Here is a 13,499-nt window from a genome sequence, read left to right on the forward strand (position 1 = left end):
GACTGGTGTCTGCGGGATCGGCGCGGCAATCCGCGACGCGCGCCCGCACTGCCGGTGCGGCTCATTCACGCAGAGGAACAGAAAGGCACTCGCATGACCGACGACGGGGTCACCTTCATCAATGTCTTCGAGATACCCGCCGAGCAGATCGATGAATTCGTCGAGAACTGGCACGAACGTGCGCGGATCATGCGCGAGGCTCCGGGTTTCCGCGATGTCCGCCTGCACCGGGCGCTCCTGCCGGACACGCGATTCCAGCTGGTCAACGTCGCACACTGGGACAGCGCCGAGGCTTGCGAGGCAGCCGGAGCCCACCCGTCGGTCCTGGCATCCGTGGACGACGCCAGGAAGACAGCCGACGCGAATCCGGCCCTCTACGAAGTCGTAGCCGAATACACCTGAGCCGACCGGATTTCGGGTTGCGCACTCCAGCGCACTTCTCGCAGCCGCTACGCGCACCCGGGTTCAGCGGGAAAGGTGGACTCGCAGCAGAGCGCCGGATTCAGTGGTGGCGATCAGTTGGTCCGGCTGGGCGGGAACGGCGGCTACGGCGGTGAGTGGCTGCGTTTGCAGAACGGCACACGCGGCGGCGGTGGCGGGATCGACGCGGATCAACTGGCCGGTGAGGGTGGTGACGTACAGAATGCCGGTCGGGTCGACCAAAAGGTCGTCGGCGAAATCCGGGATGCCGGGCAGCCGCGTGGACAGGTCGGTGACGGTGGCGCGATCCGCGGGGGCGGTGAGCGGGATGCGGACGATCCGGCCGAGCGGCCCGCCGTTGGCGGTCACGTACAGCAGGCCGTCGTGCACGGCAGCGCCGTTGGCGGCCAGTCCGGCCAGCGGCGCTCCCCACGCGGTATCGACGGACCCCTCGGGACGGACCTTGACCACGCCGGACAAGGTCGCGACGTACAGGTTGCCGCTCGGGTCGAACGCCGCGCCGTTGGGCATCGTGAGCCCGGAGACGAAGACTTCCGGCTTCGGCACGGCCGCCGCCGGATCGAACCGGAGCACGCCGCCGGGGCGAACGACGCTGACCGGCGCGTCGCCGTAGACGACGTAGAGCAGTCCGTCGGGACCGAGCCGGACCGCGCCGGGGAACTCCACCGGAACGGTCGCCGTGAGCGTGCCCGCGGCGTCGTAGCGCTGGACCTCGTTGCGGTAGAGCCGCGAGACCCACAGGTTGCCCTGCGCGTCGTACCCCAGGTTCTCCGCCCAGTCGAGCACGGGTACCGGCGCCGCGACAGCCGTGACCGCCGCCGCGGGGACGCATGCGGCGACCGGCGGCGCGGCTTCCGCGCCCGGCGCGAGCACGACGGTGAGGGTCAGCGCCGTGGCGGACAAGAGGAAGGCCCCTGGACGGCGGAGAGTTCGCAACGCGGGCACCTCGGGCTCGGGGAGGAGTGAGTCGCCGCGCATTTTATCCGTCCTCGTGTCGAAATCGTGTGGTCCCATCCGCGACGCGATTTTTGGCACTATCGGTGAATGCCATTTTTCGACGGCGCGCGCGGCCGGATGCACTATCGGCAGTGGCCGATCGAAGACCCCCTCTACACCGTGGTTCTGCTGCCCGGAATCGGCCAGCACAGCGGTCACTACCATCGCTTCGCGCGCGCCGTGAAACCCGCCGGTGCGCAGGTGTGGGCGCTGGACACTTCCGGGCACGGCTTGAGCGAGGGCGATCCGCGGCGGCCGGGCAGCTTGACCGAACTGGTGGCCGACGCGCTGCGGCTGGTCGAGCTGGCCGCGACCGGCAGGCCACTGATCCTGATGGGCCACTCGCTCGGCGCGGTCACCGCGCTCGGCATGCTCGGCGCGGCGGTGCCGGATCCGGCGATGGGGCAGCCGGATTCGGCCGTACTGGAACGGGATATCCCGCTGCGGCCCGCCCTGCCGGCGGACACGCTCGCGGGCCTGGTGTTGTCCGGCGTCCCGAGGCGCGCGCTGGGCGGCGGTGCAACCGACGCGCCGGGAACTCCACTGCCGCGCGAACTTCCGGTTCTCGCGGTGCACGGCGTGGATGACCGGCGCGCACCGATCGATGCGATCAGGGTCTGGACTAGCCGCCACGAATCGGTAGATTTACGGGAGTACATCGACGCAGGGCACGACCTGTTGCACGAGCCGGTGCACGCGCGGGTCACTGCCGACATCGCGGATTGGATGCAGGGTGTCGTCGTGGGGTTGGCACGACATCCGTGAACCGCTCTTCGGACGAGGAAGGGGGACGGCACAGATGCCATCGCAGGAGAACGGGTTCGGCGGAGAGCCACCCGCCGAGACCACCGCACCCGGCGTCGATATCGCCGCGCTGAATCGAGCGGTCGACGACGGCTCGCTGTGGATCGACGGCCTGCTGGTCGCCGACGGCGCGCACGAACGCTGCGCGCGCCGCTACGAGTTGCTCGCCGACCGGGTGGAGGAGCAGATCCGCGTCCTGAGCGCCGCGATCGCCCTGCCCGGTTTCGGTGGATTCGCCTCCGGCGACGCGCTGCGCGCGGGTTTCGAGCGCAAGGCCGACGGCGCGATCGCCCGGTTGAGCGAATACGCCACCGCGGCACGGGAACTCGCCCAGACCTTCCGCGCCGCAGCTGCCGCCTACCAGCAGGCCGACCAGGCGCTCGCGCTGGCGGTCGAGCGGATCGACGTGACAGGAGCCGCGCATGCGTGAGATGCCCCGCGCAGGCGAGCGGGCCAGGCACCGCCGCACCGACCCCGCTTACGCGCCGCAGGTCGAAGTGTTCGACAACCTCACCCACACCGAGATCCATGCCGGAGTCCAGCTGCTGGATCCGGCGGTCCTCGCGGGCGGCAGGCAAGCCTGGGGTGACGCCGCGGCGCAGCTGGCCGACGCCATCTTCCAGGCGCACACCGAGATTCGCGGGGTGATCGCCGACGGCTGGCGCGGCTCGGCGGCTACCAGCGCGGACGCGGTGGTGCGCGTGTTCGAGCAGAGCGGCCAGGACCTCGCCGATGTGTTCGCCGTGGTCGCGCAGCGCCTCGGGCAAGCGAGCGACGCGGCCGAAGCGCTGCGCGCCGCGGTGCCCGAGCCTTCGGCCGACGCGACCGATCTGGGGGCGGCGCTGCTGGATCCCTCCCAGGCGACCAGCAATGTCGCGGGACAGAAGGCGAGTGAGCACGCGCGCCAAGACGTCGTGCGCGCGATGAACGACATCTACGCGGGCGTTTTCGTCCGCACCGGCACCGACGTGCCCGCGTTCCCCGACGAGACCGACCAGCCGGCAGCCCCGGCGCCCGCCACCGCACCGGCGAGCAAGATCACCGGAGCCACCCCCGTTTCACCCGACGGGCCACCAGTTCCACTCGGGACACACCTGCAGGAGCCGAGCAGGCCCCCGGAGCAGAGCACAGGTGCGACGACCGCCGATCCGGCACCCGCCGAGGACACACCGTCGACCTCCACGGCCGGTGTCGCGCCCGCCGCTGCCGCGGTCGCGGGGGAAACACCGGCGACGCCCGCGTCCAGGGTCGCTCCCGTCGCCACGGCACCGCTGACGACGACGGCGGCGGCGGCCGCGACAGTCCTCCACACCGCAACCGCCGCGAACGCGCCCAGGCCGACGACCGCGCCCGCCTCGGTAACGAGCGCACCGACTACCGTGCCGGGGGTCGGCGGCCAGGGCGTGTCCGAGGAGCAGCGCAAGCGCGACGAGCGGCGCAGGAAGGACGACAACGGTGACGCGGCGGTGACCGGTCTGGGCGCAGGCGCGGTGGGCGGACTGATGGGCGGTGCGCTGGCCGCCGCCGACACCCCGCGCGCGGGGTCGAGCGTGGCCGCGAACGCGGCGACCGCGCGCCCGGTACCGATCGACGACGAGGACGACGAGTTCGACCTCGACGACCTTCCCACCTTCCTCGAGCCCTCCGACGACGGCGGCGAACTCATCGGGGCGCTCGACCCGACCACGCCGCCCGTGCTCGGTGAATGGACCGAGTACGAGTGATTTGGACGCTGACCCCGGACCAGTTCGCGCTGGCCTGGTCGCGCACCGACGGAGATCGCATCCCCTATCCACTCGCAGTGCGCTTGTCGGCGCGCGACACCGGCGAGCGGGCAGCGCAACTTCCCGCGCTCGACCGCTGGTGCGATCAGGTGCTGGACGCGGATCTGGAAGCGGCGCTGCGCGTTCTCGCCCAGCCGGACCTGCGCATCGAGGTATTCGGGCAGCGTGACACGGCGCCACCCGGTGACGGCGGGCCGCGACCGTCCGCACCGGCGACCGAAATCGGGCAGGGACCTCAGCCGACGGCGCGTCCCGTGCGTGTTCTCGGCGCCGCCGCGGGGAACATCGCGGTGGTCGCGGCGCAGCGCCCCGGCGCCACCCCCGACCGCGGCGGCGACGTGCGGTTGTTCGCCGGTAGCTCGAAAAGCCTGTGCGCTCGGGTGGTCTCGATGCTGCCGGAGAACAACCCCGGCACCCTCGCGCGCATGACCGCTCCCCTGGCCCAGGTCGGCGAGGACAGCCGCGCCCTGGTCACCGTCCCGGTGGCCGGACCGTCCACGCCCGCCCGGATCCGGCGGCTGCTCAGGCAGCCGCGCGAAGGCATCGGCCAGATCGTCGTCTCCGCCCGCCGCGGCGCGGGCGAACTGCACCCGTTCGGCGTGCTGTGCTGGATCGATGTCGTCGCCGACGGGCGGTATGCGGTCCGCACCGGCACCGACGTCGACGTCGACGCGGTGACCGCGGAACGCTTCGCCGCCCACCTGCGTCCACTGGTCACCGCCGCCGCGCGCACGTCGACGGCCTACGCCGGGCGTTGATTCGCACGCACTGCCACGTCGTGCGAACCGGCACTCGACTTGTGACCGAGCAGATCGGGCCGCCATGCGTTCGAACGGCACCGGTCAGGGCCTTCGAGGGGATTCCGGCCGAACCGTTCGGTGCACGGCGAGTTTCCGGCGGCGACGTCGACCAGCACGCCGTAACAGCATTTACGGTGTACGAGTGCCCCTCTACGAATTCGAAGGCAAACGGCCGCAGGTCGATCCGACGGCGTTCGTCGCGCCGACGGCGACCCTGATCGGTGATGTCCGGGTCGAGGCGGGCGCCTCGATCTGGTACGGCGCGGTACTGCGCGCGGACCTGGCGCCGATCGTCATCCGGGAACGCGCCAACATCCAGGACAACGCGGTGCTGCACGTGCCGCCGGACGTGCCGATGGAGATCGGTCCCGGCGCGACCATCGCGCACAGCGTGGTGTTCCACGGCGCGGCGGTCGGCGCCGAGGCCATAGTCGGCAACGGGACCACGGTGCTGGACCTGGCCAAGATCGGGGCGGGCAGCATGATCGCCGCCCACTCGCTGGTGCCGCCCGGCGCCGAGATCCCCGACGGCGTGCTCGCCGCCGGATCCCCCGCCGAGGTGAAACGCCCGATCGAGGGCACCCAGGCGCAGATGTGGGTGCGGCTCAACCCGGGCTTCTACGCGGAACTGGCGCAACGCCACCGCAAGGGCATCGCCGAGCTCTGACCGCGGTCAGCACAGCAGCGCGGTGACCTCGTCGTCGGCGAGCTGGTGGAAATCCCGGTAGGCGCCGCCGACACCGCCGAGCGAGCGCGGCACCCACGGGCAGACCACCTCGTCGGCTTCATCGATCACCCGGCGCATCGCCTCCGTGGAGGAGACCGGGACCGCGGCCACGACCAGCGCGGGCTGGTGCAGCCGCGCGACCCGGCAGGCGACCACGACGGTGGCGCCGGTCGCCATGCCGTCGTCGACGATCACCACCGTGCGGCCGGTCAGCGGGATCGGCCGCGCCGCACCGCGCAGTACCTGCCTGCGCCGCTCCAGCTCGGCGCGCTCCCGCGTCTCGATCGAGTCGACCTTTTTCGGCGACAACCCGGTGTGCGCCAGCACATCCGGATTCAACACCCGGACCCCGTCCTCGCCGACGGCGCCCAAAGCCAGCTCCGGCTGCCACGGCACGCCCAGCTTGCGGACCAGAAGGATGTCGAGGTCGCCGCCGATCACCTCGCGCACCGCCGCCGCCACCGGCACCCCACCGCGCGGCAGGCCGAGCACCAGCGGGTTCGACGCGCGTAGGTGCTCCAGATGCGCACCAAGCGCGCGACCGGCCGAGGTCCGATCGGCGTACACCATCGATTCGAACGCTACTCCGGTCCGCGCTCGGTGATCGCGAATCGACGCAACGCGAGGCTCGGGTTGGCCGTGCGCACCTTGCTCAGGTACGCCAGGTCGATTCCGGCGGTCAGTACGCCCGGCTCGTCGCCGAGTTCGGCGAGCACCGCGCCGGCCGGGTCGATGATCATCGACGCGCCCGCGCCGCGCGGCGCGGCCTGATCCGCGGCGGCGACGTACACCGTGTTCTCGATGGCGCGCGCCCGCAGCAGTGTGGTCCACTGATCGACCTTGGCCGGTCCGGGGATCCACTGGGCCGGCAGCAGCAGTACCTGCGCGCCCGCCGCGGCGACCCGCCGCACGCCCTCCGGGAAGCGCAGATCGAAACAGGTCTGCATGCCGAATGTCACATCCCCGACGGTGAAGGTGACCGGCGCCTCGATCGCGCCCGGCTCCACCACGTCGGATTCGAGGTGGCCGAAGGCGTCGTAGAGGTGCACCTTCCGGTAGCGGGTGACCAGGGAGCCGTCGGGCCCGAGCACGACGAGCGTGTTGCGGATGCGGTCGCCGCCGGGAGACACCTGCTCCACCGTTCCGGCGACCAGGAACACGCCGAACTCGCGCGCGATGCTCCCGAGCCCGGTGACGAATGGGCCGGTCAGCGGCTCGGCGACGGCCACGACCCGCTCATCGAGCCGGGTGACGGCGAACATCGAATATTCCGGTGCGACAACTACCCGCGCACCGCGCTCGCGGGCCGCGCGGACGTGTTCGCGCACCACCGCGAGGTTCGCCGAGGGATCGGTCGAGGGGGCGAACTGGACGACCGCCACGTCCAGCTGATCCGGCGTCGGGTCCTGATGCGCGGGCGAGTTGTCCAGTTGCATACGTCTCACCGTATTGGGGCGGTGGCCGGGACGACCAGCACGAGGCAGTAAACTCCTGGTCAATGAGCACCAATCAGGTCGACAGCGTTCCTGGCGACGACGACAGGGACATTGACGGCCCGTCCTTCGCCGATCTCGGGATCGATGACCGCATCCTCGCGGCCATCGCCGATGTCGGTTACGAGTCGCCCTCGCCGATCCAGGCGGCGACGATTCCCCCGCTGCTCTCCGGCGCCGACGTCGTGGGTCTCGCGCAGACCGGCACCGGTAAGACCGCCGCCTTCGCCATCCCGATCCTGATGGGGCTCGAGGCCACCGGCCGCACCCCGCGCGCCCTCGTGCTCGCCCCCACCCGCGAGCTCGCGATCCAGGTCGCCGAGGCGTTCGGCCGCTACGCCGCGCACATCCCCGGCCTGCACGTGCTGCCCATCTACGGCGGGCAGAGCTACGGCGTCCAGCTATCCGGCCTGCGCCGCGGCGCGCACGTCGTGGTCGGCACGCCGGGCCGGGTGATCGATCACCTGGAGAAGGGCACGCTCGACCTGTCGCAGCTGCAGTACCTGGTGCTCGACGAGGCCGACGAGATGCTGAAGATGGGCTTCCAGGAGGACGTCGAGCGCATCCTCGCCGATACCCCGTCGGACAAGCAGGTCGCGCTGTTCTCCGCGACCATGCCCGCCGCGATCCGCAAGATCTCCAAGCAGTACCTGCACGATCCGGTCGAGATCACGGTCAAGGCGAAGACCTCGACGGCCACCAACATCACCCAGCGTTGGGTGCAGGTCTCGCATCAGCGCAAGCTGGACGCGCTCACCCGGGTGCTCGAGGTCGAGTCGTTCGAGGCGATGATCATCTTCGTCCGTACCAAGCAGGCCACCGAGGAGCTCGCCGAGAAGCTGCGCGCCAGGGGCTTCTCCGCCGCCGCGATCAACGGCGACATCGCGCAGAACCAGCGTGAACGCACCATCGGCCAGCTCAAGTCCGGTTCGCTCGACATCCTCGTCGCCACCGACGTGGCCGCGCGCGGGCTGGACGTGGACCGCATCTCGCACGTGGTCAACTACGACATCCCGCACGACACCGAGTCCTACGTGCACCGCATCGGCCGCACCGGCCGGGCCGGGCGCAGCGGCGAGGCGCTGCTGTTCGTCGCGCCGCGCGAGCGGCACCTGCTCAAGTCGATCGAGCGGGCCACCCGGCACCCGCTGACCGAAATGCAGCTGCCCAGCGTGGAGGACGTGAACGCGCAGCGCGTCACCAAGTTCGGCGACGCCATCACCGAGAATCTCACCTCGTCGAATCTCCCGCTGTTCCGCAAGCTGATCGAGGACTACGAGCGCGAGCACAACATCCCGCTGGCCGACATCGCCGCGGCGCTGGCGATCGGCTCGTACGACGGCGACAACTTCTTCATGGAGCCCGAGCCGGAGCCGGTGGAGCGCCCGCAGCGGGACCGGACCCCGCGCGAGCGGCCCGCCCGCCGCTTCGAGGAGGACCGGCAGGGTGGTTCGCACCACCGCGCCACCGGGACCGAGCTGGCGACCTACCGAATCAGCGTAGGCAAGCGGCATCGGGTGGTGCCCGGCGCGATCGTCGGCGCGATCGCCAACGAAGGCGGCCTGCGGCGCAGCGACTTCGGGCACATCAGCATCCGTCCCGACCACAGCCTGGTCGAGCTGCCCGCGCAGCTGCCGGAGGAAACACTGGAGGCGTTGCGGCGCACCAGGATCAGTGGTGTGCTGATCCAGTTGCAATTGGATCAGGGGCCGCCGCAGCATCGCCCGTTCAGCCGCGGCCCGCGCCGGGAGCGCGACGGTGTCAAACGGCCGGAGCGCCGCAAGCCGCGTTCCTGAACCGGGCAGGGTAGGCCGAGGTCAGGCGCGCTAGCTACAGTGTTGCCGTCCGTGTGTAATGAGGCGCACGCCGGCAGCGGGTGTCCCGCGAAGACACAGGAGGGCCGCGTTTGTTCGTGTTCGGTGATCGTGTCGTCTGCAGCACCGTCGACCTCGTCCGCGCGGCGCACTGCGAGTTCGCGCTGTTGCGCGGCCTCGACGCCGAACTGGGCACCATCCCGGCCGAACTCGGAAGCACCGCACCGGGGTCCGAGCCCGCACCCGGAACCCACGATGTCCGCCAACGCCTTCTCGACGACTACCGCACGCGGTTCGGCGGCGCGGTGGTCGAGATCGACCGCCCACCCGACGAACCGGGCGATCCGCGGCGGCATGTCACGGCACTGACGGCCGCGCACTCCGACACGGTCGCCGCATTGCGCTCCGGCGCGCACGTCGTGCACGACGCGACCTTCTTCGACGGCCGATTCCATTGCTCCGCCGACTTCCTGGTGCGCGCGGAACATCGGGTCCGCTACACCGTGCACGGCATCGCGGCCACCACCGCCGACCGAGTGGGCGCCGCACTCGGACTCGCCGCCTGCGCCGACGCGCTCGACCGCTCGGGCGCGCTCACCGCGCCGCTGGTCCGGCTGCATCCCGGGGAGGAGACCACCGCACAGGCCCTCAGCGCACTGCTTCCGCTGTATCGGGCGCGCAGGCGCCGGGTGGAGCGCATCGTGGAGGAGAAGCTGGGCGAACTGCTGCCGGTGCAGTGGGGCGATCCGCGCTATCTGGCCTGCGGCCGCTGCCCTACCTGCACCGAGGCTCTGTCCGCCGCGCGGGACCTGCTGCTCGTGGCCGGAATGCCACCCGCGACTCGGGCCCGGCTGCGCGAGGCCGGTGTACACACCATCGATCGGCTGGCCGCCACCGAGAGCGCGGTGCCCGGTGTGCCGCCGCGCACTGTCTCCGCGCTGCGCCGCCAAGCGGAAATCCAGCTGCGGCGCGAAGTTTCCGGCGAGCGCACGCACGCGCTGCTCGACGCGGCCGTGCTCGCGGCGCTGCCCGCGCCCTCGCCCGGCGATCTCTCGCTGACCATCGCGGGCGGCGGGCGCACCCCGCTCACCATCGAGGTCGGCGGTCCGGACACGGTGCACCTGTCGCTGACCGGGCCGGTCGGCTCGACCGAACCCGGCCGTGCCGCGCCCGGCGAACGCCGCGTGCTCGAGCAGGTGCTGGACTATCTCACTCAGCGCCGGCGGATCTATCCCGACCTGCACGTCTACCACTACTCCTCCGCGGTGCGCACGGCGTTGCTGCGCTGCACCGGACGGCACGGCGTCAACGAGGAACTCGTGGACGAGTTGCTGTGCGGGGGCGTTCTGGTCGACCTGTATCCGATCGTCCGCGGCGCGCTGCTGGTCGGCGAGTCGTCCTACCGCCTGAGCGGACTGCGGCGGCTGCTTCCCGCCACGACGGACGCGCCCGCCGCCGAACGCGATTGCCACACCGTGCTGCGACTGCGCGATTGGCTGCTCGACCGCGCCGCCGAGCAGCGCGTCGCCACGCGCGCCGGGACGCCGGAGCGGCCGGACGCGTGGTGTGCCGCGGCGGTCCCCGGCGAGTCGCGACCGGTGCCGTCGTCCCGGCCGTCGTCGCTGGAGGCCGCGCTCACGGAATACGCCGCCGCGCAAGGCGATCCGCTGCACCCGGCCGCGCTGACGGCCGCGGCGCTCGGCTATCACCGGCGCGAGCGACAGCCGCTGTGGTGGGCGCATGCCGACCGGCTCAACCATCCGGTGGAGGAATGGGCCGACGCGCCGGGAGTTCTGGTCGCCGACTGGGGCACCGTCGACACCAAGTGGCATCGTCGCCCAGACCGCCCGACGATGCGCCGCTACCTGACCCTGACCGGCCGGATCGGAACCGGTGCGGGCAGCTCCCCGGGATCGAGCGCGCTCACTCCCGGTACCACCGTCTACACCTTCTACGACCAGCCGATGGCCGGGATGGTCACCGGCGCGGGCCGGCGGGCCATCGCGACGGCGACGGTGCTCGGCTGCTCGGTGGACGCCGAATTCGACGACACCGTCCGGCTGGAGGAACTGCTGCCCGAGGGCTGCGAGCCCTACGACGAACTGCCGTCCGCGATCGCGCCGGGCCTTCCGGCATGGGACGAGAACGCCGAACTGGCAATCGAACTCGCGGCGCAGCAATTGCTGATGACCTTGCCGGGCACACCGCGCACAGCCGTCTTCGACCTCCTCGCGCGCCGTCCGCCCCGGCTGCCCGGCGACGCCCGGTTGCCCGAGGTGCACGGCGACTACGCCGCTGCGATCACCGCCGCGCTGTGCGCCATCGACCAGTCCTATGTCGCGGTGCAGGGGCCATCGGGCACCGGGAAGACCGCGACCGCCGCGCGGGTGCTGGAGCGGCTGATCACGCGGAACAAGTGGCGGATCGGCATTGTGGCCCAAGACCCTTCGATCGTGGAGAACCTGCTCGACGCGATCGTGCGCGCAGGCGTGCTGCCCGAACTGGTCGCCAAGAAGGACGCGGCGACGGTCGCCCCGGAGTGGGTCGTGATCGACGCCGCCCGCTATCCGCGGTTCCTGGACAGCGCGATCAGCGGGTGCGTCCTCGGCGGCGCACCGGCCGACTTCGCGAACGAGGATCTGGTGCCACGCGGGGGCCTCGACCTGCTCGTCATCGCCGACGCGGGCCGCTTCCCGCTGGCCGAGACCGTGGCCGTCGCGGCGTGCGCACGCAACCTGCTGCTGCTCGGCGATCCGGTGCCGTCGACCGCCCGCGGCGTGCATCCGGCCCCGGTCGGCGAGTCGGCGCTCGGCTGGCTGGCCGAGGGACGCCAGACGTTGCCTGCCGAACGCGGCTACTTCCTGGACCGCACCTGGCGGATGCATCCCGCCGTCTGCGAACCCGTCTCGCGCCTGTACTACGACGGCCGCCTGCGCGCCAACGAAACGGTCACCCTGGCGCGGCGTCTGGACGGCGAGGAGCCCGGCGTGGACACCGTCCTGGTGGAGCACTACGGCAACGCCACCGAGTCACCGGCGGAGGCGCGGGAAGTGGTGCGCCGGGTCCGCGCGCTGCTCGGCATGTCCTGGACGATCGGCGCGACCACCCGCAGACTGCATCCGCACGACATCTTCGTGGTCGCGCCGTACGCCGCTCAGGTCGGGCGCATCCGGACCCTGCTGGCCCGCGCGAAGATCGAAGACGTCCTGGTCGGCACGCCGGATCGATTCCGCGGCCGGGAGGCGGCGGTGGTCCTGCTGTCCATGACCACCTCCAGTCCCGCCGACGCTCCCTACGGCATGCCGTCGCTGCTGTCGCGCGGTCTGATCCACGCGCTGTGCCGCGCCATGTGGAAGGCGGTGGTCATCCGCTCACCGCTGCTCACCGAGTACCTGCCCGCCACCGCTGACGAACTCGCCGATCTAGGTGCGTTCCTGCGACTGGCCGCCGCGGGTCAGCCGAAGCAGACGCCCTCGCCGCGATAGGTCGGGACGGCGACGCGGGAGCCGTCCGCCTCGACCAGTTGCACCGTGTCGAAGCGCTCGCACAGTTCACCGGCCTTCGCGTGCCGGAACCACACCCGGTCGCCGATCCGGAGTTCCGCGGCGCCCGACAGCGGGGTCTGCACTTCGCCCGCTCCCTCGGTGCCGAGCAGCTTCAACTTGCGCGGCCACACCGGTTTGGGTATCCGCGACGCCCCGGCGGGGCCGGAGGCGACGTAGCCGCCCGCGAAGACGGTGGCGATATCGGGCGTGGGCCGCCGCAGCACCGGCATCGCGAAATACAGCGCGGGTCGCGGGGTGAACGACCGGTAGTCGTCGAACAGCGTCGGCACGTACAGCCCGGACCCGGCGGTCACCTCGGTGACGTCCGGATCGGCCACGCTGACCTCGATGGAGCCGCTGCCGCCGCTGTTGACGATCTCGAGGCCGCCGGTCACCGAGCGGACCGCGTCGAGCACGTCGGCCCGGCGCTTGCGGATTTCCGCCGCTGAAGCCCGCTTCACCAGCCGCACCGCGACATTCGAGTCCGGCAGCCCCGCGATCTGCGCCTCGTAGGTCATCACGCCCACCACGTCGAATCCCTGGCGCAGCGCCTCGCCCGCCAGGGTGGCCGCCTGCTCCGGCGTGCGCACGGGAGAGCGGCGCACACCGAGGTGCAGCGGGCCGATCCGCAGGGAGGCGTCCACGTCCAGGCAGACGCGCGGCCGCACCCGGTCGGTGCCGACGGCGACGCGGATCAGGTCGAGTTGCGCGGCATCATCGATCATCAGCGTGATCGAGCGCAGCAGGAGGTCGTCGGCCGCCAGTTCGGCCAGCGCCGCGCGGTCCACGCTCGGGTAACCGAGCAGGACATCACGCGCGCCGTGGCGCACGAGCCAGAGCGCTTCGCGCAGGGAGTAGGACATGATGCCCGCGAAGCCGTCCGCGGCGGTGAGGTCGGGGCCGAGGACTTCGGCGAGAACGGCGCGGCAGCGCACGGATTTGCTGGCCACCCGCACCGGCGTGCCACCAGCGCGGCGCAGCAGATCGGCGGCGTTCGTACGCAGGGTGGGCAGGTCGAGGGCGGCCAGGGGTGGGTCCAGTTCGGCGGTGGCCGCGTGCAGCCCCGCGATCGGCGACGTCTCGGTCACCAGGACA

12 protein-coding genes are annotated in these 13,499 nt (G+C 71.6%); 8 read left to right on the plus strand and 4 right to left on the minus strand.

All coding sequences use genetic code 11. The features are described from left to right. The first annotated feature begins 93 nt into the window (after positions 1-93). On the plus strand, positions 94-402 hold the full coding sequence (locus IU450_RS15040; RefSeq protein WP_195150399.1) for an antibiotic biosynthesis monooxygenase family protein: 309 nt from the start codon (positions 94-96) through the stop codon (positions 400-402). Between the two features lie 63 nt (positions 403-465). On the opposite strand, the gene IU450_RS15045 is transcribed toward IU450_RS15040, so the two are convergent. Beyond that, positions 466-1,419, minus strand: coding sequence for a hypothetical protein (locus IU450_RS15045; RefSeq protein WP_195150400.1), 954 nt, complete (start codon positions 1,417-1,419; stop codon positions 466-468). A gap of 66 nt (positions 1,420-1,485) precedes the next feature. Between IU450_RS15045 and IU450_RS15050 the strand changes: the two genes are divergently transcribed. The 5 genes from IU450_RS15050 to IU450_RS15070 all read left to right on the plus strand — a co-directional run bounded on the left by IU450_RS15050 (position 1,486) and on the right by IU450_RS15070 (position 5,492). After that, positions 1,486-2,202 (plus strand): alpha/beta hydrolase, encoded by a 717-nt coding sequence (locus tag IU450_RS15050; RefSeq protein ID WP_195150401.1) that lies wholly within the window; start codon positions 1,486-1,488, stop codon positions 2,200-2,202. A 34-nt stretch (positions 2,203-2,236) separates the two neighbouring features. Then, positions 2,237-2,671: a hypothetical protein gene (locus IU450_RS15055; RefSeq protein ID WP_228834553.1), complete on the plus strand. Its 435-nt coding sequence runs from the start codon at positions 2,237-2,239 to the stop codon at positions 2,669-2,671. After that, positions 2,664-3,965 carry a WXG100 family type VII secretion target gene (locus IU450_RS15060; RefSeq protein WP_195150402.1) on the plus strand — a complete coding sequence of 434 codons (1,302 nt, stop codon included), beginning with the start codon at positions 2,664-2,666 and terminating at the stop codon, positions 3,963-3,965. The genes IU450_RS15055 and IU450_RS15060 overlap by 8 nt, the downstream gene beginning before the upstream one ends. Next, the gene (locus tag IU450_RS15065; RefSeq protein WP_195150403.1) at positions 3,962-4,783 is read left to right on the plus strand and encodes an ESX secretion-associated protein EspG; all 822 of its coding nucleotides are present in this window, start codon (positions 3,962-3,964) and stop codon (positions 4,781-4,783) included. Before IU450_RS15060 ends, IU450_RS15065 begins: the two co-directional genes overlap by 4 nt. Positions 4,784-4,967: 184 nt before the next feature. Beyond that, positions 4,968-5,492: a gamma carbonic anhydrase family protein gene (locus IU450_RS15070; RefSeq protein ID WP_195150404.1), complete on the plus strand. Its 525-nt coding sequence runs from the start codon at positions 4,968-4,970 to the stop codon at positions 5,490-5,492. Between the two features lie 6 nt (positions 5,493-5,498). Here the strand turns inward: IU450_RS15070 and IU450_RS15075 are convergent, their stop codons facing one another. Both IU450_RS15075 and IU450_RS15080 read right to left on the minus strand, forming a co-directional pair. Next, positions 5,499-6,122 carry a phosphoribosyltransferase gene (locus tag IU450_RS15075; protein ID WP_195150405.1) on the minus strand — a complete coding sequence of 208 codons (624 nt, stop codon included), beginning with the start codon at positions 6,120-6,122 and terminating at the stop codon, positions 5,499-5,501. An 11-nt stretch (positions 6,123-6,133) separates the two neighbouring features. Beyond that, entirely contained in the window at positions 6,134-6,988 is an 855-nt protein-coding gene (locus tag IU450_RS15080; RefSeq protein WP_195150406.1) for a carbon-nitrogen hydrolase family protein, read from the minus strand. A gap of 62 nt (positions 6,989-7,050) precedes the next feature. Between IU450_RS15080 and IU450_RS15085 the strand changes: the two genes are divergently transcribed. Next, complete coding sequence (locus IU450_RS15085) at positions 7,051-8,841, plus strand: DEAD/DEAH box helicase (RefSeq protein WP_195150407.1); 1,791 nt, start codon at positions 7,051-7,053, stop codon at positions 8,839-8,841. A gap of 116 nt (positions 8,842-8,957) precedes the next feature. Then, a complete protein-coding gene (locus tag IU450_RS15090; RefSeq protein WP_324197677.1) occupies positions 8,958-12,344 on the plus strand; it encodes an AAA domain-containing protein in 3,387 nt (1,128 codons plus the stop codon). On the opposite strand, the gene IU450_RS15095 is transcribed toward IU450_RS15090, so the two are convergent. Beyond that, positions 12,314-13,492 (minus strand): amino acid deaminase/aldolase, encoded by a 1,179-nt coding sequence (locus IU450_RS15095; RefSeq protein WP_195150409.1) that lies wholly within the window; start codon positions 13,490-13,492, stop codon positions 12,314-12,316. The two genes, IU450_RS15090 and IU450_RS15095, sit on opposite strands and share 31 nt — an antisense overlap. Positions 13,493-13,499 lie beyond the last annotated feature (7 nt).

Origin of the sequence: Nocardia abscessus (assembly GCF_015477775.1) — a bacterium.
Taxonomy (GTDB): Bacteria; Actinomycetota; Actinomycetes; order Mycobacteriales; family Mycobacteriaceae; genus Nocardia; species Nocardia abscessus_A.